General features: G+C 62.4%; 20 protein-coding genes. 9 read left to right on the top strand and 11 right to left on the bottom strand.

Annotated elements, in window-relative coordinates; genetic code table 11:
* Positions 1-129: 129 nt before the first annotated feature.
* Together GTP69_RS16485 and GTP69_RS16480 are read left to right on the top strand one after the other, a co-directional pair.
* Positions 130-774: a VTT domain-containing protein gene (locus GTP69_RS16485; RefSeq protein WP_161055889.1), complete on the top strand. Its 645-nt coding sequence runs from the start codon at positions 130-132 to the stop codon at positions 772-774.
* A gap of 139 nt (positions 775-913) precedes the next feature.
* Positions 914-1,951: a carbonic anhydrase gene (locus GTP69_RS16480; protein WP_161055888.1), complete on the top strand. Its 1,038-nt coding sequence runs from the start codon at positions 914-916 to the stop codon at positions 1,949-1,951.
* Here the strand turns inward: GTP69_RS16480 and GTP69_RS16475 are convergent.
* Genes GTP69_RS16475 through tsaE form a run of 3 tightly spaced genes read right to left on the bottom strand, consistent with a single transcriptional unit; the run spans position 1,948 to position 4,601 of the window.
* Positions 1,948-2,775, bottom strand: coding sequence for a D-hexose-6-phosphate mutarotase (locus GTP69_RS16475; RefSeq protein WP_161055887.1), 828 nt, complete (start codon positions 2,773-2,775; stop codon positions 1,948-1,950). The genes GTP69_RS16480 and GTP69_RS16475 overlap by 4 nt on opposite strands.
* A gap of 12 nt (positions 2,776-2,787) precedes the next feature.
* Positions 2,788-4,152: an N-acetylmuramoyl-L-alanine amidase gene (locus GTP69_RS16470; RefSeq protein ID WP_161055886.1), complete on the bottom strand. Its 1,365-nt coding sequence runs from the start codon at positions 4,150-4,152 to the stop codon at positions 2,788-2,790.
* The gene (gene tsaE, locus GTP69_RS16465; protein WP_161055885.1) at positions 4,116-4,601 is read right to left on the bottom strand and encodes a tRNA (adenosine(37)-N6)-threonylcarbamoyltransferase complex ATPase subunit type 1 TsaE; all 486 of its coding nucleotides are present in this window, start codon (positions 4,599-4,601) and stop codon (positions 4,116-4,118) included. Before tsaE ends, GTP69_RS16470 begins: the two co-directional genes overlap by 37 nt.
* A 63-nt stretch (positions 4,602-4,664) precedes the next feature.
* On the opposite strand from tsaE, the gene queG reads away from it, so the two are divergent.
* Positions 4,665-5,765, top strand: a complete 1,101-nt coding sequence (queG, locus tag GTP69_RS16460; protein ID WP_161055884.1) for a tRNA epoxyqueuosine(34) reductase QueG — start codon at positions 4,665-4,667, stop codon at positions 5,763-5,765.
* A 13-nt stretch (positions 5,766-5,778) separates the two neighbouring features.
* On the opposite strand, the gene GTP69_RS16455 is transcribed toward queG, so the two are convergent.
* The 4 genes from GTP69_RS16455 to GTP69_RS16440 are packed head-to-tail and all read right to left on the bottom strand — an operon-like array spanning position 5,779 to position 7,577.
* Positions 5,779-5,943, bottom strand: a complete 165-nt coding sequence (locus GTP69_RS16455) for a hypothetical protein (RefSeq protein WP_161055883.1) — start codon at positions 5,941-5,943, stop codon at positions 5,779-5,781.
* A gap of 19 nt (positions 5,944-5,962) precedes the next feature.
* A complete protein-coding gene (locus tag GTP69_RS16450) occupies positions 5,963-6,235 on the bottom strand; it encodes a BrnT family toxin (protein ID WP_161055882.1) in 273 nt (90 codons plus the stop codon).
* 44 nt (positions 6,236-6,279) lie between these two features.
* Complete coding sequence (locus GTP69_RS16445; protein WP_161055881.1) at positions 6,280-7,128, bottom strand: CPBP family intramembrane glutamic endopeptidase; 849 nt, start codon at positions 7,126-7,128, stop codon at positions 6,280-6,282.
* Entirely contained in the window at positions 7,125-7,577 is a 453-nt protein-coding gene (locus GTP69_RS16440; protein WP_229260984.1) for a MarR family winged helix-turn-helix transcriptional regulator, read from the bottom strand. Before GTP69_RS16440 ends, GTP69_RS16445 begins: the two co-directional genes overlap by 4 nt.
* A gap of 212 nt (positions 7,578-7,789) precedes the next feature.
* On the opposite strand from GTP69_RS16440, the gene GTP69_RS16435 reads away from it, so the two are divergent.
* Complete coding sequence (locus GTP69_RS16435; protein ID WP_202424453.1) at positions 7,790-10,450, top strand: glycoside hydrolase family 3 C-terminal domain-containing protein; 2,661 nt, start codon at positions 7,790-7,792, stop codon at positions 10,448-10,450.
* A gap of 14 nt (positions 10,451-10,464) precedes the next feature.
* Positions 10,465-11,385, top strand: coding sequence for an alpha/beta hydrolase (locus GTP69_RS16430; RefSeq protein WP_161055879.1), 921 nt, complete (start codon positions 10,465-10,467; stop codon positions 11,383-11,385).
* Between the two features lie 33 nt (positions 11,386-11,418).
* Here the strand turns inward: GTP69_RS16430 and GTP69_RS16425 are convergent, their stop codons facing one another.
* Positions 11,419-12,000: a response regulator transcription factor gene (locus GTP69_RS16425; RefSeq protein WP_161055878.1), complete on the bottom strand. Its 582-nt coding sequence runs from the start codon at positions 11,998-12,000 to the stop codon at positions 11,419-11,421.
* Positions 12,001-12,005: 5 nt separating this feature from the next.
* Positions 12,006-14,024 carry a two-component system sensor histidine kinase NtrB gene (locus tag GTP69_RS16420; RefSeq protein WP_161055877.1) on the bottom strand — a complete coding sequence of 673 codons (2,019 nt, stop codon included), beginning with the start codon at positions 14,022-14,024 and terminating at the stop codon, positions 12,006-12,008.
* 129 nt (positions 14,025-14,153) lie between these two features.
* Here GTP69_RS16420 and GTP69_RS16415 point away from each other — a divergent pair, with 129 nt between their 5' ends.
* The gene (locus tag GTP69_RS16415) at positions 14,154-15,140 is read left to right on the top strand and encodes a TRAP transporter substrate-binding protein (RefSeq protein ID WP_161055876.1); all 987 of its coding nucleotides are present in this window, start codon (positions 14,154-14,156) and stop codon (positions 15,138-15,140) included.
* A 34-nt stretch (positions 15,141-15,174) separates the two neighbouring features.
* Here the strand turns inward: GTP69_RS16415 and GTP69_RS16410 are convergent, their stop codons facing one another.
* Together GTP69_RS16410 and GTP69_RS16405 are read right to left on the bottom strand one after the other, a co-directional pair.
* Entirely contained in the window at positions 15,175-16,464 is a 1,290-nt protein-coding gene (locus GTP69_RS16410) for a TRAP transporter large permease (RefSeq protein ID WP_161055984.1), read from the bottom strand.
* A 98-nt stretch (positions 16,465-16,562) separates the two neighbouring features.
* The gene (locus GTP69_RS16405) at positions 16,563-17,222 is read right to left on the bottom strand and encodes a TRAP transporter small permease (RefSeq protein WP_161055875.1); all 660 of its coding nucleotides are present in this window, start codon (positions 17,220-17,222) and stop codon (positions 16,563-16,565) included.
* Between the two features lie 567 nt (positions 17,223-17,789).
* Between GTP69_RS16405 and GTP69_RS16400 the strand changes: the two genes are divergently transcribed.
* The 3 genes from GTP69_RS16400 to GTP69_RS31100 are packed head-to-tail and all read left to right on the top strand — an operon-like array spanning position 17,790 to position 19,418.
* Positions 17,790-18,311 (top strand): methylated-DNA--[protein]-cysteine S-methyltransferase, encoded by a 522-nt coding sequence (locus GTP69_RS16400; RefSeq protein ID WP_161055874.1) that lies wholly within the window; start codon positions 17,790-17,792, stop codon positions 18,309-18,311.
* Complete coding sequence (xerD, locus tag GTP69_RS16395) at positions 18,287-19,189, top strand: site-specific tyrosine recombinase XerD (protein ID WP_161055873.1); 903 nt, start codon at positions 18,287-18,289, stop codon at positions 19,187-19,189. The genes GTP69_RS16400 and xerD overlap by 25 nt, the downstream gene beginning before the upstream one ends.
* Before the next feature lie 58 nt (positions 19,190-19,247).
* Positions 19,248-19,418: a hypothetical protein gene (locus GTP69_RS31100; protein WP_202424452.1), complete on the top strand. Its 171-nt coding sequence runs from the start codon at positions 19,248-19,250 to the stop codon at positions 19,416-19,418.
* The last annotated feature ends 1 nt before the right edge of the window (position 19,419 follow it).

Raw genomic sequence — 19,419 nt, 5'->3', positions numbered from 1 at the left:
CTCCTTGGTTGAACGAACCCGCTTGCTGCGGGGCCTGCGACGATTGTAAACTGGATATGACCAGCTCGGAAACCGCTGCCGCAGTGACTGGTGGTAGTGTATGATGCCGGCTCACCTTATGGAAAGAATATGGACTTAGTGCAATTTTTTGACATGATCCTGCATGTCGATAAGACATTGGAAGTGTTGATCCAGCAGTACGGTACGCTGATCTACGTTGTTCTATTTGCCATTATCTTCGCCGAAACCGGTCTGGTGGTCCTGTTCTTCTTCCCCGGGGATACGTTGTTATTTATCGCCGGCGCGCTATGCGCGGTGGGCGAGATGAATCTGCCGCTGCTGATGCTGTTGTTGACCACGGCCGCCGTCACCGGCAACACGGTCAATTACTGGATCGGCGAGAAGGTCGGGCAGCGGGTATTTACCCATGACTACCGCTGGCTCAATAAAGAAGCGCTCACGCGCACCCACAACTTCTTCGAAAAACACGGCGGCAAGACCATTGTGCTGGCTCGTTTCATTCCCGTGGTGCGCACCTTTGCGCCGTTCATTGCCGGCGTCTCGGACATGACGTTTGCCCGCTTCCAGCTGTATAACTTCACCGGCGCCATCCTGTGGGTGCTGTTGTTGACCTCGGCCGGCTACTTCTTCGGCAACATCCCGATCGTGCGCGAGCACCTGACCGAAATCGTGCTGTTCGGCGTTGCTCTGGCCGTGGTGCCGATGGTGATCGGCGCCGTGTGGAAATTAACTCGGCGCCTGCAAAGCCGCTGAAACCCGCATGTAGCCATGCTGCGCGGCCACTGCAGCATGATTTTTTGCTATTTTCTTCGCGCCTCGCCAAGGCGATGCCCTCAAGTTTTGCCCAAATGCATCCGTATACCAGACTGTAACTGTTACTTCTGGATACTTCATGCGCTCCCTCCTGACCCTGATTGCCTGTTGCTGCGTGGTTTCCGCAGCCGCCGGCACTGAAAAAGATCCGCTGCTTTCGCCTTCGACGAAATCGGCGGTGGTGGGGGCTGCCGGCGTGACTGCGTCCATGGCGGCGGCGTCCGGTGCGTCGTCGGCTTCGTCTGCCGCATCGAGCGCGCCACCGCGCAAGCTGACCGAGCGCGAAAAAGAAGCCCAGGCGGAGGCCGATCTGACGGCCCGCATTCAGGAGCGTCTGGCCATCATGCGCGCCAACCAGGCCGCGCGCGTCGCCGCAGCAGCCAAGGCCAAGAAGCAGGCTGCCGTCAAGGAAGCCGCCGTGGCGGCTATTCCCAAGGTGTACAGCAATGTGTGGTCGTATGAAGGCGAGACCGGCCCGGCTAACTGGGGCAAGATCAATCCGGCGTGGGCCAAGTGCGGCAGCGGCAACCGCCAGTCGCCGATCGACCTGCGCGATGGCATGAAGGTGGATCTGGAGCAGATCACGTTTGACTATCACCCATCGTCGTTCAATGTGACCGACAACGGCCATACGGTGCAGGTGATGGTCGGCAGCGGCAATTTCCTCACGGTCGGCAATCGCACCTATGAGCTGATTCAGTTCCACTTCCATCGTCCGTCGGAAGAGCGCATCAACGGCAAGGGCTTTGAGATGGTGGTGCACATGGTGCACAAGGATCCGGAAGGCCGTATCGCCATGCTGGCGCTGCTGCTGGAACGCGGCAAGCCGCAGCCGGTGATCCAGACCGTGTGGAACAATCTTCCGCTGGAGAAGTTCGATACGGCGGCGCCGTCGGAGCCGCTCGATCCGCAGGACCTGCTGCCGGCCAAGCGAGAGTACTACACCTTCATGGGATCAATGACTACGCCGCCGTGTAACGAGGGCGTGTTGTGGCTGGTGATGAAGGAGCCGCTGCAGGCGTCGCCGCAGCAGATGGCGCTGTTCAGCCGCCTCTATCCATTGAATGCGCGGCCGGTCCAGCCTAGCGGTGGCCGCATCATCAAAGAATCCAATTAAACGCTGATGGTGTGCTGGCCGGTCCAGGTGGCGCCGGCGGCCAGCGGCTGCTGGTAGATGCGCGCCGGTTCGATGCAGACGAAACGCAGGTATTCGTCATCGGCCAAATCGGTCAGCGCAGCGGCATCGTCTTTGCCCGGATTCCACACTACCCATTGATCGAAGCCTTGCTGTTGCAGGCGCAGCGTGGCGTCGGCCGTGTTCAGCGTCACGCTTGGCGTGGACTGGTACATGCGGTCGTGCTTCTCGGTGAAGTGCAGAGTTGGCGTATCCTGTACCAGCGTTTGATTGTGGTGATCGAGGAACTGCTGGTGCTGCAGGCCGCTGATGCTGGTCGCGTCCAGGCGGCCGACATCATAGTAAGTGTGCAGCGCCACGCCGAAATCGTAAGCCTGCTGGCCCGGATTGTGGGCGCTGTAGCTGATGTCCAGCGCACCGGTGCGCAGCGTGAAGCGCAGCGTCAGCGTAAAGTCGTGCGGCCAGGCTTGCGCGTGTTCGGCCGACAGGTCGGATGGTGCCAGGCTGAATTCCACGAACGAATCACCTTGCCCGGTCAGGCGCCATGTGCTGACGCGTGCGAAGCCGTGACGCAGGCCCGGACCGCGCACATTAAACTGCGGGAAGATGACCGGCACGCCGCCGCGTATCGCCTTGCTGCCGTCGAGCGGCGTTTGCGAACTGACGAACAGGCGTTCCTTGCCGTCGGCGGTTTTCCACGACAGCAGGTGCGCGCCGAATAGCGACACGGTGGCCTGCGCGCCATCGGCTGCGGTCAGGTGGACGGCCGGCAGGTCGCCGTAGGTGGTCATCGTAACTACAGCCATGGGTCTCTCTTTTTAAGCCAGGCGATTCTTCGCCAGTGGTGGATTCTTCGAAAAATAGCGGCGGATGCCGGTGACGATGGCGTCGGCCAGCTTGTTCTGGTAAGCCTCGTCGAGCAGTTTGGCTTCTTCTTCCGGGTTGGAGATGAAGGCGGTTTCGATCAGGATCGACGGAATGTCCGGCGCCTTCAGCACCGCAAAGCCGGCCTGTTCGACCGAGCCTTTGTGCAGGCGGTTGATGCCGCCGATTTCGCCCAGCACCGAGCGGCCCAGCTTCATGCTGTCGTTGATCTGCGCGGTGGTGGACAGGTCGAGCAGCACGCTGGCCAGCTGCCGGTCGTGGCTCCTGACGTTGACGCCGCCGATGGTGTCGGCCGAATTTTCCTTGTCCGCCAGCCAGCGCGCGGCCGATGAAGTGGCGCCTTTTTCCGACAGCACGAACACCGACGAGCCGCGCGCGGTTGGCTGCACGAAGGCGTCGGCGTGGATCGACACGAACAAATCGGCCTGCACCTTGCGCGCCTTGTCGACGCGGGTGCCGAGCGGGACGAAGTAGTCGCCGTCGCGGGTCAGCATCACGCGCACGTTCGATTGTTCTTCCAGCTTGGCCTTGAGGCGCTTGGCGATGGACAGTACGATGTCCTTTTCGCGGCTGCCGTTCTTGCCGGAGGCGCCGGGATCTTCGCCGCCGTGGCCGGGATCGAGCGCGATGGTAATCATGCGCACCATCTTGCCGTTCTTGTCGGTTTTATCGGCTTTGGTCTGGGCTTCGGCGGTTTTGAGATCGGCCTTGAGTTCTTCGCGCGGCTCGGCCTTCAGGTCGGGCTTGAGCTGTTCCAGCTGCTCTTTCGGCGATGGCGCCGGCGCGGCGGCGACTTTTTCTTCGGTGGACCAGTCGCCTTTTTCGATCATGGCGGCGATCGGATCGGCCGCCTTGACCGGATACAGGTCGAAGATCAAACGGTGCTTGTAGTTGCCGGCCGGCGGCAGCGTGAACACCTGCGGCTTGACTTCTTCTTTCAGGTCGAACACCAGCCGCACCACGTTGGGCCGGTTCTGGCCCACGCGCACCTGCTTGATGTATGGGTCGTTGGACTGGATCTTGGCCACCAGGCTTTTCAGCGTGGGATTGAGCTCCAGGCCTTCGATATCGACCACCATCCGCTCCGGGTCTTTGACGATGAAGTGGGTGGCTTTGAGTTCGCTGTCGTTTTCCAGCGTGACACGGGTGTAGTCGTCGGCCGGCCAGACGCGCACCGCGAGAATTTGCGCGGCGCTGGCGCGCAGCGGCGCCGTCACGGACAGCAGCAGGGTGGCGCCGGCCTTCAGGACGGTGCGGCGGCTCACATGTTGGGAGCGAATTTGAGGCGTTGAAGGCATGAGTTACCCAAGGCGGTAGACGCCTGCAATTCTACATCACGGCCATGGCCAGCCACAGTCAAAAATACGTTCAGATCGGGCGGCGGCAGCACGCCGTCGGCCTTTTCCGGCCATTCGACGATGCAGATGTTATCGCCGTTGAAGTCTTCGCGGAAGCCGGCGTCGAGGAATTCTTCCGGACTGCCCATGCGGTACAGGTCAAAGTGGATCACGCTGACGGCGCGGCCATCGAGCTGGATGCTGTATGGTTCGGACAAGGTGTAGGTTGGGCTTTTGACGGTGCCGACATGGCCGGCGGCGTGCAGCAGCGCGCGGGTGAGGGCGGTTTTGCCGGCGCCAAGGTCGCCGTGCAGGTGGATCGCCAGGCCGGGCACGAGGGCCCGCGACAACGCCGCGCCGAGTGCTGCGGTGCCTTCTTCGTCGTGGAGATGGGCTGTGAAGTGCTGCATCAATTAAAATGTCATGTTGGTTTGACCGCCATTGTAACCGCCTAAGCTGCCTCGAATGCCAAGATGTCCCTGCCTGAATCCAATTTAGCCGAACTTGCCCTCAGCATCAAGCGCTGGGGCGTGGAGCTGGGCTTCGCCGAAATCCGCATCACCGACGTGGACCTGAGCCACGCCGAAGCCGGCCTGCAGGCCTGGCTGGACGCGGGCATGCACGGCGAAATGGATTACATGGCGGCGCATGGCATGAAGCGCGCGCGTCCCGCCGAACTGGTGCCGGGCACCATCCGCGTGGTCAGCGCCCGCATGAACTACCTGCCGAGGGACACGGAAACCGAGGGCGAACATGACTGGCGCGATCGCGAGGCGGCGCGGCTGGCCGATCCCGGTGCGGCGGTGATCTCGGTGTATGCGCGCGGCCGCGACTACCACAAGGTGCTGCGCGCGCGCCTGCAACAGCTGGCCGACAAGGTGAAGGCGGAAATCGGCGACTTCGGCTACCGCGTGTTCACCGACTCGGCGCCGGTGATGGAGCTGCCGCTGGCCGAGAAGGCCGGTTTGGGCTGGCGCGGCAAGCACACCTTGCTGCTGTCGCGCACCGCCGGCTCGATGTTCTTCATGGGCGAATTCCTGGTCGACCTGCCGCTGCCGATCGATGAACCGACCGGCGCGCATTGCGGCCAATGCTCGGCGTGCATCACCGCCTGTCCGACCCAGGCCATTCTCGGGCCGGGCAAGCTGGATGCACGGCGCTGCATCTCCTACCTGACCATCGAATTGAAGAATGCGATTCCGCTGGAGATGCGGCCCTTGATCGGCAACCGCATCTACGGCTGCGACGATTGCCAGACTGCCTGCCCATGGAACAAGTTCGCGCAGCGCGCGGTGCTGCCGGACTTCGATGAGCGCCATGGCCTGGGCAGCGCGTCGATGATCGAGCTGTTTGCGTGGAGCGACGAAGAATTCAACCGCAAGATGGAAGGCAGCCCGATACGCCGCATCGGCCATGAACGATGGCTGCGGAATATCGCGGTGGGGCTGGGAAATGCAGCCGCCGCCGGCGCGCGCGGCGACGCCGCCATCGTCGCGGCACTGGAAGCGCGCCGCGACGATCCGTCCGAACTAGTGCGCGAGCACGTGGCGTGGGCGCTGGCTTGCCATGCCTGAAATGATGGCGCTACTAGCGTTTAGCCTTTTTGAGCTTTAAACGTTCGGCTTTTTGGAAAGCATGCTGGCCAGGGAGAATCGTTTTCGCGTCCTCCCAGTATGCTTTGAAAGCCTCTGGATCATTTGTATCGTAGGGACAATCGGGATCATCGACACGATCGGGGGCGGCCTCGATCATCGCTTTGATTTCCTGCGGGCTAAAAGAAGGCGTTTTGGAAGTAGGTTTCGTGCTCACGTTTATCACCGTTTCGGCAAGAGATGAGTTTGGCAGTGTCGTTTTGCTCCGTCCAAATCAGCACCACAACTCTGCCCTGAAACAGACAAAGACTGCGGTGCCGTCTTTCGGTGTGGTCGGTCGTCCGATCTTCAGTTGTATGCATCGGGAAATCGAAGACAACTTCCAGATCGGCAAGATCAATCCCATGCTCCAGGATATTACGTTTGCGTTTGTTTTCGTCCCAGGTAATCATGGGACGATCTTGTCATTTGATGATAGACCGTCATTTGAGCGCTATCAAGCGAGGTGATGCAGTTGAGCGCGTTTAAGCACCAGCACCGTGGCGATACCCCACACCAGTAGCGTCAGCACCGAGGCTTCGACGCCGTAGGCGCCGCCGGTCAGCCATTCGGGGCCGGGCAGCGATACTTGCAGCCAGCCGCGCGCTGCGTGGCCGGACAGCGGCACGGCGAAGACGCCGTCGTACAGGAAGTTCCAGCCGAAGTGGATGCCGATCGGCAGCCAGACGCGGCGCGTCAGCATGTAGGCGCCGCACAGCGTCAGCGAGACGACGCCGGTGTTAAGGACGGCCAGTGCGCTGATGTTGTCGTTCTGGAGGTGCACCAGTGCGAACAGCACAAACGACACCGCCAGCGCCACGCGCATGCCCCAGCGTTGTTCGACGATGCGGAACAGTACCGCCCGGAACATCAGCTCCTCAAACGTTGCCACCATGATCTGCTCCGGCAGGCACTTGATCAGGAACTCCCAACCGGCGCTGCTGCCGGTGATGACGAACGCGCCCGCTACTGCCAGCACGCCGGCCACCGCCAGGCCCAGTGAAGCGCCAAGTCCGACGCCGGCGCCGACTTCGCGCGCTGCGCCGGGGAACGCCAGTTCGGTCGGCAAGCGTTTTTCGATGCGGGTGGTGAACAGGCGGTAGCTCAGGAAGCTGAGCAAGGCGGCCAGCGGCATCGGCCATACCACGCGCAACGGCTGCGGCACTAGGGCATGGATCAGCGCCAGCGTCAGCGAAATCGGCAGCATGACGGCGACCACGCCGAGCACGATGCGCAGCAGCGGATGCGTGAACAGGCGCGCGCGGAAAGAAGGGATGGGCGTTACTGCCGGTTGGGCGATGCTCATGATGTCTCCTTGGTGATGGCGGCGCGCGCTGTGCGGATGCGGGTGCCGAAAGGCTGTTGCTGCAAGGCGGCGATGGCGGCCGCCAAGGCGTCGGACAAGGGGTAGGGCAGGTCGCCATCGAGGCTGTCGGCGGCGGCGCGGGTGGCTTGCCAGCACAGGTGCAGTTGCGGCAGCAGGTCTCGGCCACGAGCGCTGAGGCGCACCACTTTCTGGCGCGCGTCATGCACGCCGGGCGACGATTCCAGCAGGCCTTCCTTGATCATCAGCGCGACCGTCTGCGTGGCGGCCGGCTGGGTAATACCGGCCGCTTCGGCGATCTGGCTGACGGTGTGCGGCTCGCCGCCCTCCAGCGCCCGCATCACCGGCGTGTAGCGCGGCCGGTAGTCGATGCCGGCCTCCTCATAGGCGGCGCTGACGGCGCCGTCCAGCAAGTCGATCAGATGGCGCAATTGGGTTCCAAGTCCTTGTCTCATGTTGGAACTTTAGCACAACACATAAGTGCTTATGCATTATTTTTCGCATGACGCACTGCGGCTGATATCGATTTCGGTATGAAGGATGCAAAAAAAGTTATTGGTTTGTTGCTAATGCAAAGATTACATTGGTCACGTCGAGAAATGTTACCGCAAACATTTTCGACTTCGCTAACATGGAGACTAACATGGCGATCAAAAAGACCCACCAACAGGGTCATGCAGGAGACAAGAAAAGCGGGATGGTACGGGGCGCCGCGCGTGCTTTCGTGCTGGCCGCTGCTATCCCGTTGACGGTGCTTGGCGCCGATGCGCGCAGCGACGCCGAGGCCCGTGCCCGCAGCGTGGTGGCGCAGCTGACCATGGACGAAAAGATCGACCAGCTGCTGAATGTGGCGCCGGCCGTGCCGCGTCTGGGCATCCCCGCCTACAACTGGTGGACCGAATCGCTGCACGGCGCACTGGGGCCGCTGCCGACCACCAACTTTCCCGAACCGATAGGGCTGGCCGCCAGCTTCGACGCACCGCTGCTGCAACAGGTGGCTTCCGCCATCAGCACCGAAGTGCGCGCCTTGCACACGCTGGGCCGCGAGACCGGGCACCTGGGCCGCATCGGCACCGGCCTCGATACCTGGTCGCCCAACATCAACATCTTCCGCGACCCGCGCTGGGGACGCGGCCAGGAAACCTATGGCGAAGACCCGCACCTGACGGCGGCGCTGGGCGTCGCCTTCATCCGCGGCATTCAGGGCAGCAATCCCGAGCTGCCGGACGTGGTGGCCACGCCCAAGCACTTCGCCGTGCATAGCGGACCGGAATCGACCCGCCACAAGGCCGACGTGACGGTCTCGGCGCACGACCTGGAAGACACCTACCTACCGGCCTTCCGCGCCGCGATTGTTGATGCCCAGGCCGGCTCCATCATGTGCGCCTACAACCGTATCAACGGCCAGCCGGCCTGCGGCAGCGAACTGCTGATGAAGCAGCATCTGCGCGGCGCCTGGGGTTTCAAGGGCTATGTGGTGTCCGACTGCGACGCCGTCACCGACATCGCCGAACAGCACAAGTACGCCACCGATCCGGCGGCGGCAGTGGCGGTGGCGCTCAAGGCCGGCACCGACAACGAGTGCAACACCAGGACCTTGGGCGAAACGCCGGGACTGAGCGCGCGCTACCGCGAAGCCTGGCAGCGCGGCCTGATCAACATGGCCGACATCGACCAGGCGCTGGTGCGGCTGTTCTCGGCGCGCTACCGCACCGGCGACCTGGCCGGCCTGCCGCAGCGCCAAGCCGCAACGGTGCCGGTCAGCGCCATCGGCACGCCCGCGCACCAGGCGCTGGCGTTGCAGGCCGCGACCCGCAGCATGGTGTTGCTGAAGAACGACGGCATACTGCCGCTCAAGTCGGGCCTGAAACTGGCCGTCATCGGACCGCTGGCCGACGCCACCCGCGTGTTGCGCGGCAATTACTCATCGACGCAATCGGCGCCGCCGGTATCGGTGCTGGAGGGCTTGCGCCGCGTGCTGCCGCAGGCGCATATCAAGCTGGCGCCGGCCGGCGCCTCGATCACCGATGGCGATCCCGTGCCCACGTCGGCCCTGCTGACGCCGGATGGCAAGCCCGGCTTGCGGGTGACCTACACCAACCGCAACGGCGAACAGTACGACAGCAAGCCGGTGTTGACGCGCATCGAGCCGGGTCTGGAAGCGCAGGGCCTGCAATTCAAGGCTGTGGCCGATCACCACAAGGTGAGCTGGGACGGTTACCTGACAGTGCCGGAGTCCGGGCTGTACCGCCTCGGCGTCAGCGGCGTCAAAGGCGCGCTGAAGGTGGGCGGCAAGGCGGTGGTCGAAGCCAATGCGTATTCGCAGTGGGGCGAGCCGCTGCAACTGAACACGGTGCAGCTGGAGAAGGGCCAGCGCTATCCGCTGCACTTCACGGCGGAGACCGGCAGTACCGGCGTGCCCGGCCTGTTCTGGAAGCGCATTTCCAGCGACGCCGACGCCGACCTGCAACGCGCCGCGGCGGACGCTGACGTCATCGTCGCCGTGGTCGGCCTGACCTCGGATCTGGAAGGCGAGGAAATGGCGATCAAGGTCGAAGGCTTTTCCGGCGGCGACAAGACCTCGCTCGACCTGCCGGCCGAACAGCGGCAATTGCTGGAACGCGCCAAGGCGCTCGGCAAGCCGCTGGTGGTGGTGCTGATGAACGGCAGTGCGCTTGATCTGTCATGGGCCAAGGACAACGCCGCCGCCATCCTGGAAGCCTGGTACCCCGGACAGTCTGGCGGGCTGGCGATTGCCGACGTGCTGACCGGCCGCGCCGACCCGGGCGGCCGCCTGCCGCTGACCTTCTACCGCAGCCTGGCCGACCTGCCGCCGTTTGACGACTACCGCATGCAGGGCCGCACCTATCGCTATTACAACGGCACGCCGGTGTACGCCTTTGGCGCCGGTCTCAGCTACACCAGCTTCAGCTACGCGCCGTTGCAAGTGGAGCCGGTGGATGGCGCGCCGGAAAACGGCGTCATCGTCACCACCCAAATCACCAATACCGGCGGCCGCGACGGCGACGAGGTGGCGCAGCTGTATCTGACGCCGCCGGCTTTCGACGGCGCGCCACGGCTGGCGCTGCGTGGCTTCCAGCGCGTGACGCTGAAAGCGGGCGAGAGCCGCCAGGTCAGCTTCCGTTTGACGCCGCGCGACCTGAGTTTTGTCACGCGCGACGGCACGCGGCAACTGATGCAAGGGCAGTACCAGCTCAGCGTGGGTTCCGGACAACCGGGCACAGGCGTGGCAGGGCAGCAGACGCCCATCGTGTTGAGCCACACAGTGGGATTGGAACTATAAAAAAAGGAGACGAAATGAACAAAGCTGGATGTGTAGCGCTGGCGCTGGCATACGCGCTGGGGTCGCCGGCCATGGCGCAGAACGACAAGATGACACCGATCGCCACACCGGCCCAGCCGGCCGAGATCACCCTCAACACCGGCCCACTACCGGGCGCCACGGTGCAGGAATCCTGGCATAGCCAGTACAACAGCGTGTTCGCCCGCAACGTTACGGTGGCCACGCTGACGCCGTTCCTGCCGGCGGCAGGCAAGGGCAGCGGCGCGGCGGTGATCGTCGCTCCCGGCGGCGGTTTCCGCACGCTGTCGATGGAAAACGAGGGCTGGCAGGTGGCGCAGGCGCTGGCCGACAAGGGCGTGGCGGCCTTCGTGCTGAAGTACCGCCTGAACCAGACGCCGGCCGATATGGCAGGCTTCGAGCGCTCGATGGCGGAACTGTTTTCAGGCACCGCCAAGCGGCCACCGCCACCGCCGGATGGCGCCGCTGCCTACGCGCCGCAGATCGCCGACGCCCGCGCCGCCTTTGCGCTGGTACGCGCGCGCGCCGGCGAATGGCATGTCGATCCACAGCGCATCGGCATGCTGGGCTTTTCGGCCGGCGCCATGCTGACCATGGCCACTACGTTGCACGGGCAGGACGCCAAGCCGGCCTTCATCGGCAATATCTATGGACCGATCACGGCGGTCGCCGTGCCGGCTGATGCGCCGCCGTTGTTCATCGCCCTGGCGGCCGACGATCCATTCTTCGGCAATAGCGGCTACGGCCTGGTGGACAGCTGGCGCAACGCCAGGCGGCCGGTGGAGCTGCACCTGTTCGAGCAGGGCGGCCACGGCTTCGGCATGTACCAGAAAACCACCACCAGCACCGGCTGGTTCGATAGCTATGTGCGCTGGCTCGGCATGCATGGCTATCTGCTGAATGGCCGCCAGATGTAGACCACCGGATTCTGATGCGCCGGTGAGCGGGGCTTATTTGAGCAGGCCGGCCAGTTCAACAGCCGTCTTGACCTGCATCTTGTCGAAGATGTGCGCGCGGTGGACTTCCACCGTGCGCATGCTGATGCCCAGTTGGTCGGCCACCACCTTGTTCATTTTGCCGGCCAGGATCAGGTCCAGCACTTCGCGCTCGCGCGTCGACAGCGTGGCCAGGCGGGCGTGGACGGCGGCGGTGTCGCTGGCACGGCGCGAGTTGGCCAGCGCCTCCTGCACGCGGTCCATCAGCTGGTTGTCGTTGAAGGGCTTTTCGAAGAAGTCGAAGGCGCCGCGCTTCAGCGTGTCGACCGCCATCGGCACGTCGCCGTGGCCGGTCAGGAAGATCACCGGCATGCGCTGCGCCAGGCCGCGCGTCAGCAGCTGGTCGAAGACCGCCACGCCGTTCATGTCCGGCATGCGCACGTCGAGCAGCACGCAGTCGCCGGCGGCGTCGAAGTCGCCAATCTGCTGCAGGAACTGCGCCCCCGATTCGTAGGCGCGCGCGGGTATCGCCCGGGATGTGGCCAGCCAGGTCAGTGCGTCGCGCACGACCGCTTCATCGTCGACGATATGCAGCATTTTTCTTATGTCTCCTGTGTCGTGGCGACCGGCGCAGCCGGCAGCACGAACGTAAATATAGTCCCGCCTTGCGGGTTGGCGTGGAACGTCAAGGCTCCACCGTGGAATTCTATCGCAGTCCGGCAGATGTTGAGGCCCATGCCCATGCCTTCGGCCTTGGTCGAGAAGAACGGCGAGAACAGCCGCGCCGCCACGTCCTCCGGGATGCCGTGGCCCTGGTCGATGACGGCCACGCTGACTTTGTCGGTGTCGGCGTCGTAGGCCGCCACCACATTGAGGATGCGGCGCTGCGGCGGGATGTGCTGCATGGCTTCGATGCCGTTGCGGGTCAGGTTGAGCAGCACCTGTTCGATCATCACGCGGTCGGCACGCACCGGCGGCAGGTCGGGCGGGATCTCGGTGCGGAAGGTGACGTAGCTCTGGCGCGCCTGTAGCTCGATCAGCGCGCGGATGCCATCCAGCAGCGACGGAATGGCCAGCGCCTGCCGCAGCGGTTCGCGCTTCTTGACGAATTCGTGCACGCTGCGGATGATCTGGCCAGCCCGTTGCGCCTGCGCGCTGGCCTGTTCCAGCGCCGGCTTGAGAATGCTGCGGTCGACCGGCGCGTCACGGTCCAACACATTCAGCGCACCGGTGGTGTAGCTGGAAATGGCGGCCAGCGGCTGGTTCAGTTCATGCGCCAGCATCGAGGCGATTTCGCCCATGGTGGCCAGACGCGCCGACGATTGCAGCTTTTCCTGCTGCTGGCGGTTGACTTCTTCGATGCGCTTGCGGTCGGAGATGTCGAGGATGGAGCCCATCCAGCCGGTCTGCTTGCCGTTGTTGTCCACCAGCGGCGCTTCGAACACCAGGACCGGCACGCGTTCTCCGTTGGGACGCTGGAAGAAGGTTTCGAATTGCGGCGTGACTTTGCCCGCCAATACCGAGGCAAAGCGCGCCTGGTATTCGGACATCGCTTCTTCCGCCCAGTAAGGCATGGGCGGCAGCTTGCCGACGATTTCCTCGGCCGGGTAGCCGACGATCTGGCAGAAGGCCGGATTCACATAGGTGATGCGGCCTTCCAGGTCGCGCGCGCGCAGGCCGGTCACCAGCGAGTTTTCCATCGCGGTGCGGAACGACATCTGCTGCCGCAGCGCGCCTTCCGCCGCCAGCCGTTTGGAGATGTGGCCCCACAACGCCAGCAAGCTCCATAACAGGCCAAGCGACAGCACGATCACCGAGCCGACCAGCAGGTTGGGCAGCAGTTGCGGTTCGCTCTTGACGCTGTCGGTCACCAGCGTGACCGAGGCGCCGGGCAAATCCAGCGCGCGCTTGTGGGTGTAGATGCCGTGACCCGGACCGGCCGCTGCGCGCCGCGCCAGCACTTTGTCGTCGCGGTCCACCAGCGTGACCTGGTTGTCCTGCGCGAACCACCACGGCACCATTTCGTCCAGCAGCGCCACGGTCTGATAAGTGGCCACCAGGTCGCCCAGGTACTCGTCGCCACGGAACAGCGGCACGTGGTAGTCCATCAGCACTGCCGACGGCGCCGCCGACGACACATGCGACTGCGCCTCCGGCTGGGTGTACATCGGCCGCTTGGTCTTGCGCGTGATCTCGGCGGTGGCCTTGGAAGCGGGCGTCAGTTCGACCGGATTGGCGAGGGGATCGCTGCTGCTGCCCAATTCGCCGTTTGGCTTGATCCAGACTACGCGTACCAGTTCGTGGCCATTCTTCAGCAGCCGCGCCATGCGTTCGTGCAGTTCGTTCGGCGACAGATGGCCGGCGGAGATTTCCACGCCCAGGCTGCGCAGGCTTTCCTCGTCGCGGCCCATCTGGAATCGGATGGTTTGTTCCACCCACAGGGTATCCGCGATCAACTGTTCCTGGCGCTCGTTGCTTTCCATCTGGCGCGCCTGCCACGGCAGCCAGATCAGGATCGCCAGAAAAAACAACACCAGCACGATCGGCAGCAGCCAGCGCAGCGAGGTGCTGGAGTGGCGGCTGCGGCGCGTGGCCGGGGCGGTGGAGGGCGATGGTGTCATGGGCGGTCAGGGTAGCTTGTCACGATTGTGCGGTCATTGTGGTTATCCACACTTGCCAGTGTTGCAGCTATTTATAAGAATCGGTCAGAATAGAACAATAGTGTAACTTTAAACCCACCAGGAGACTTCATGAAACTGAAACCCGTCCTGCTCGTCCTGAGCGCGGCCCTGAGCTTCAACGCGTACGCCCAGGCGCCTATCGTCATCAAATTCAGCCACGTGGTGGCGACCGATACGCCGAAAGGCCAGGCCGCAGAGCGTTTCAAGCAGCTGGCCGAAAAGGCCACCAACGGCCGCGTGAAGATCGAGGTGTATCCGAACAGTCAGCTGTACAAGGACAAGGAAGAGCTGGAGGCGCTGCAACTGGGCGCGGTGCAGATGCTGGCGCCGTCGCTGGCCAAATTCGGCCCGCTGGGCGTGAAGGAGTTTGAGGCGTTCGACCTGCCGTACATCTTCCCGTCGAAGACGGCGCTGTACAACGTGACCGAAGGAGAAATCGGCAAGTCGCTGCTGAAGAAGCTGGAACCGAAGGGCATTACCGGCCTGGCGTTCTGGGATAACGGCTTCAAGGTGATGTCGGCCAATAAGCCGCTGCGCAATCCGAGCGACTTCAAAGGTCTGAAGATGCGCATCCAGTCGTCCAAGGTGCTGGACGCGCAGATGCGCGCGCTGGGCGCCAATCCGCAGGTGCTGGCGTTCTCCGAGGTGTACCAGGCGCTGCAAACCGGCGTGGTGGATGGCACCGAGAATCCGCCGTCGAATATGTACACGCAGAAGATGCACGAGGTGCAGAAGTATGTGACGGTGTCGAACCACGGTTACCTGGGCTATGCGGTGATCGTCAACAAGAAGTTCTGGGACGGTCTGCCGCCGGATATCCGCGCCGCGCTGGATAAGGCGATGAAGGACGCGACCACCTTCGAGAAAGCCATCGCACAACGCGACAACGATCTGGCGCTGGACGCGATCAAGAAGGCCGGCAAGACCGAGATCTACACCCTCAGCGTGAAAGAGCAGGCTGACTGGCGCAAGGCGCTGCTGCCGGTGCAGCAGCAGATGGAAGGCCGCATTGGCAAGGATCTGATTTCGGCGATTAACAAGGAAGCAGCCAAGTAATAAAAAAGGGAGGCCTAGGCCTCCTTTCTCATTTCTACATCAGTCCCATTGCCTTGGGCAGCCACAGCGACAATCCAGGCCAGTAGGTCACAATCACCAGGAACACCAGCATCGTCAGCAGCCATGGCATGACCGCCACGGTCAGCTCGGAGATGCTCATCTTCGAGATGCCGCTGGCCACGTACAGGTTGAGGCCCACCGGTGGATGGCACAGGCCCACTTCCATGTTCGCATCGATCATGATGCCGAAGTGAACCGCATCAATCCCCAGACGGATCGCGGCAGGGTGCAGGATCGGCGCCATCACCAGGATGATCGACGACGGCTCCATCACGTTACCGGCCAACAGCAGCAGGATGTTGGTGAAGAACAGGAAGCCGGCCTGACCCAGGTCCTTGGCCAGAATCCAGTCCGCCATCGCTTGCGGAATATTCTCGTGCGCCATCAGGAAGGAGAACAGCACGGCGTTGGTGATGATGTACAGCAGCATCGCGCTCAGCGCCGCCGACTTCTTCAGCACCTCCGGCGTTTTCGACAGCGGCATGTCCTTGTAGACGAATACCGAAATCAGGAACGCATACACCGCGCTCATCGCCGCCGCTTCGGTCGGCGTGAAGATGCCCTTGGTGATGCCGCCAATGATGATCACCACCAGCATCAGGCCCCACACGCTCTTGCGGAAGGCGGTCCAGCGCTGTTTCCAGCTGGCCTTGCGCATGCGCGGGTAGTTGTTTTTCTTGGCCAGCACCCAGGTGGTGCCGCACAACATCACGGTCAGCAAAATGCCGGGGAACAGGCCGGCCAGGAACAGCGCGCCGATCGAGGTGTTGGTCGAGATGGCGTAGATCACTTTCGGAATCGACGGCAGCATCAGTATGCCGAGCGAACCGGCGGTAATGATGACGCCGGCGCCGAAGGCTTTCGGATAACCCTGCTTGACCATGGCCGGCAGGATGATGGAACCGATCGCCACCACCGTCGCCACCGACGAGCCGCACACCAGCGCAAACATGGCGCAGGCGATGATGCCGGCCAGCGCCAGGCCGCCGTGCCAGTGGCCGATCAGGCTGGTGGCAAAGGCGATCATGCGCTTGGCGACGCCGCCGTGGGTCAGGAAGTTACCGGCCAGGATAAATAGCGGGATGGCCATGATCTCGAACTTCTCGATGCCGCTGAACAGCTTCAGCGCCACCGCTTCCACCGGCACCTGGGTCAGCAGGTACATAAACATCAGCACGGTCAGGCCGAGCGCGATGGAGACCGGGATGCCGGTCAGCATTAGCAGGATCAGCAGCGCGAACACGATGCCGACCTTGCCGCCCATGATGCACACTGCCAGCAGAATGCCGGCGATCACGGCCAGGATGGTGCTGGCCTTCTTTTTGGTCCAGGGCTGGACGCCCTGCATGGCTACGGCGCCGCTCATCGTGCACCTCCGTGGGCTGGTTGTGGATGGGGCGGGGCGGCGGCGAACAGCTCATCGTCGTCGGCGTCGTCCAGGCCTTCGACGTGGGATTCGTCATGGTGCGGCAGTTCGCCATGCACCAGGTAGGTGTAAGCCACCTGGATGAAGCGGAAGCACATCAGGTAGGAACCCAGCGGCACGGCGGAGTAGATGAACCAGGTCGGCCATTCCAGGTCCGGCGTGGTCGGGCCTTCCGGCACATCGGTCACGTCCAGGCCCAGCAGGGTGAAGGCGGCGTGGTGCAGGCCGTTGTCCCAGACGAAGGTCAGGCCCAGGGTGCCGACGATGCCGGTAAACAGCATGCCGCAGCCCAGGGCCAGCAGCACGATGAAGCGGCGCCATTCGGTCGGCATGCGGTTGACCAGCACGTCGACGCCGACGTGCACGCCCTTGCGCACGCCATAGGCGGCACCGAACTTGGCCATCCACACAAACATGATGATGGACAGTTCCTGCGCCCACTCGAAGTGCAGCGACAGCAGGTAGTCCTGGACGTAGGGAATCGACAGGCCGGTGCCGTAGCGGTGCACCACGGACAGGAAGATCAGCAACGTCGCCCCGCCCATCAGCAGGGTGATGATCCACTCCTCCAGATGATCAAGTATTTTTGTCAGCATAATATGTCTCTAAGAATTATTAGTGCTGGGGAATCCAGCATAGTGCTAACTTAACTAGCTGTTTGCGAGGTGGCAATAAGGACTATTACTAAGTTAGCTACAGTGTCAGAGTTGCCGCATACCACAACTAATTTGATCTGCGTCAAATATGTTTCATGTTTAAAGTAAGCTCGGTTCCGTACATAAAAAAATTGAGAAAAAGCTTAATGAATACGTTATGATGGCGTCGCTCTCAGGGAAACATGCATATCGATATGCGACCTTGTAGCAAAGAATTGTAAGTGGGGAGTGTGTATAGAAACGGTAACTAATACCGGCAATAGATCGAGGAGACACACGTTTTACAGAATGTTGCTGTTATAGGGTCTGCAGGCCGCCACAAGCGTGCTACGGAACCAGGCAAGCGACCGGGAACGTGAAGCAGGATTTGAAAACGCACCTGAGGGTGCGTTTTTTTTCGTCCTTAGCATTTACAATTCATTAAACGTGGTTTTTTTGCTGTAGCAAGGACGCAACAAAATGGTGCGTTCCGACAACTTTGGTACTTTTTTGGTGCAAGTGACTGTGATGAAAATACAACAAGGTAGTGAGCTTTTTTCCGCTGTCGTAGCGTTTCCGTTCGGGAAACTGGGCGTCCGCACGGCACAAGGCCTGATTACCGAGCTGTGCTACCTGCCGCCCCATTTTGAGGCGAAAGCGCCACAGGACGCGGCGGCCGAATTGCTGGCTTACCAGGTTGGCAAGTATTGCGACGACGCCGATTTCCAGTTCACCTTGCCGCTCAAGCGCAGCGGCACCGAGTTCCAGCAGAAGGTGTGGGACGAGCTGTGCGCGATTCCACGCGGCAGCACCCGCACCTATGGCGAACTGGCCCGGCACCTCGGCTCGGCGCCGCGCGCGGTGGGGCAGGCGTGCGGCGCCAACTGGTTCCCGGTGGTGGTGCCGTGCCACCGCGTCACCGCCGCTACTGGCCTGGGCGGCTTCTCCAACAGCGACGATCCCAACGGCTATTTGCTGGGCATCAAGCGCTGGTTGCTGGCACATGAAGGATCGAGTGAATACGCATGGCAGCAGACAACCTTGCTCTGATTGACGAGTTCTGCGACAGCCTGTGGCTGGAAGACGGGCTGTCGAAGAACACCTTGGAAGCCTACCGGCGCGATATGCGTTTGTTCGCCGGCTGGCTGGAAAAGAAGCGGCCGGAAGTCGGCGGCCTGCTGGCGGTGGCCGCCCACGATATCGAAAGCTATATCGGCGCGCGCCATGAGCAGGGCAAGGCGACATCATCGAATCGGAGACTATCGGTTATCCGGCGCTTCTACCAGATGTTGCAGCGGCAGCGCCGCATCGAGGACGATCCCAGCCTGAAGCTGGTGTCGGCCAAGCAGTCGCAACGCTTTGTGCATACGCTCAGCGAGGCGCAGGTGGAGGCCTTGCTGGCGGCGCCGGATGTCAATACCCCGTTAGGCTTGCGCGACCGCACCATGCTGGAGTTGATGTACGCCAGCGGCTTGCGGGTGTCCGAGCTGGTCGACCTGAAGATGCTGGAACTGAGCCTGAACGACGGCGTGCTGCGGGTGACCGGCAAGGGCGCCAAGACGCGGCTGGTGCCGTTCGGCCAGCAGGCGCGGGTCTGGATCGAGCGCTACGTCAAAGGCGCGCGCGGCATCATCCTCAACGGCCAGCAGGACGACGCGCTGTTCGTCACCGCGCGCGGCGCCGGCATGACGCGGCAGATGTTCTGGGTCCTGATCAAGAAACACGCGCTGAAGGCGGAGATCAAGACGCCGCTGTCGCCGCACACCCTGCGGCACGCGTTTGCCACCCATTTGCTGAACCACGGCGCCGACTTGCGTGTTGTTCAATTGCTACTTGGACATTCCGATATCTCAACAACGCAGATCTATACGCACGTCGCCCGCGAACGCCTCAAACATTTGCATGCGCAACATCATCCTCGCGGGTGAGCAACTTGGTTCATAATGAGGGTTGTGCAGTGCAACGCTTTTAAAGAAGGAGAAGCAAATGGCCAAAACAAACTTCGCATATGAAAAGCGGCAGCGGGAATTGGAAAAGAAGAAAAAGCAGGAAGAGAAGAATCGGCGCAAGGCCGAGTTGAAGAATAATCCGGATTTGGCGCAGGAAGGAGAGGAAGACGTTGCCGAGGGCGAAGCTTCCACCCCCGACACCGAATAAA

This window comes from Duganella levis, from assembly GCF_009857605.1.
GTDB lineage: Bacteria > Pseudomonadota > Gammaproteobacteria > Burkholderiales > Burkholderiaceae_D > Rugamonas > Rugamonas levis.
This window is presented reverse-complemented; position numbering and strand designations above follow the sequence as displayed.

Excerpts from the sequence above, each read along its gene's own strand:
- GTP69_RS16435 (WP_202424453.1), top strand. The coding sequence starts at position 7,790 with ATGGCGATCAAAAAGACCCACCAACAGGGTCATGCAGGAGACAAGAAA.
- GTP69_RS16475 (WP_161055887.1), bottom strand. The coding sequence starts at position 2,775 with ATGGCTGTAGTTACGATGACCACCTACGGCGACCTGCCGGCCGTCCAC.
- GTP69_RS16425 (WP_161055878.1), bottom strand. The coding sequence starts at position 12,000 with ATGCTGCATATCGTCGACGATGAAGCGGTCGTGCGCGACGCACTGACC.
- GTP69_RS16480 (WP_161055888.1), top strand. The coding sequence starts at position 914 with ATGCGCTCCCTCCTGACCCTGATTGCCTGTTGCTGCGTGGTTTCCGCA.
- GTP69_RS31100 (WP_202424452.1), top strand. The coding sequence starts at position 19,248 with ATGGCCAAAACAAACTTCGCATATGAAAAGCGGCAGCGGGAATTGGAA.
- GTP69_RS16450 (WP_161055882.1), bottom strand. The coding sequence starts at position 6,235 with ATGATTACCTGGGACGAAAACAAACGCAAACGTAATATCCTGGAGCAT.
- GTP69_RS16420 (WP_161055877.1), bottom strand. The coding sequence starts at position 14,024 with ATGACACCATCGCCCTCCACCGCCCCGGCCACGCGCCGCAGCCGCCAC.
- queG (WP_161055884.1), top strand. The coding sequence starts at position 4,665 with ATGTCCCTGCCTGAATCCAATTTAGCCGAACTTGCCCTCAGCATCAAG.
- GTP69_RS16470 (WP_161055886.1), bottom strand. The coding sequence starts at position 4,152 with ATGCCTTCAACGCCTCAAATTCGCTCCCAACATGTGAGCCGCCGCACC.
- GTP69_RS16400 (WP_161055874.1), top strand. The coding sequence starts at position 17,790 with ATGAAAATACAACAAGGTAGTGAGCTTTTTTCCGCTGTCGTAGCGTTT.
- tsaE (WP_161055885.1), bottom strand. The coding sequence starts at position 4,601 with ATGCAGCACTTCACAGCCCATCTCCACGACGAAGAAGGCACCGCAGCA.
- xerD (WP_161055873.1), top strand. The coding sequence starts at position 18,287 with ATGGCAGCAGACAACCTTGCTCTGATTGACGAGTTCTGCGACAGCCTG.
- GTP69_RS16445 (WP_161055881.1), bottom strand. The coding sequence starts at position 7,128 with ATGAGCATCGCCCAACCGGCAGTAACGCCCATCCCTTCTTTCCGCGCG.
- GTP69_RS16415 (WP_161055876.1), top strand. The coding sequence starts at position 14,154 with ATGAAACTGAAACCCGTCCTGCTCGTCCTGAGCGCGGCCCTGAGCTTC.
- GTP69_RS16455 (WP_161055883.1), bottom strand. The coding sequence starts at position 5,943 with ATGATCGAGGCCGCCCCCGATCGTGTCGATGATCCCGATTGTCCCTAC.
- GTP69_RS16430 (WP_161055879.1), top strand. The coding sequence starts at position 10,465 with ATGAACAAAGCTGGATGTGTAGCGCTGGCGCTGGCATACGCGCTGGGG.
- GTP69_RS16405 (WP_161055875.1), bottom strand. The coding sequence starts at position 17,222 with ATGCTGACAAAAATACTTGATCATCTGGAGGAGTGGATCATCACCCTG.
- GTP69_RS16485 (WP_161055889.1), top strand. The coding sequence starts at position 130 with ATGGACTTAGTGCAATTTTTTGACATGATCCTGCATGTCGATAAGACA.
- GTP69_RS16410 (WP_161055984.1), bottom strand. The coding sequence starts at position 16,464 with ATGGGCGGCAAGGTCGGCATCGTGTTCGCGCTGCTGATCCTGCTAATG.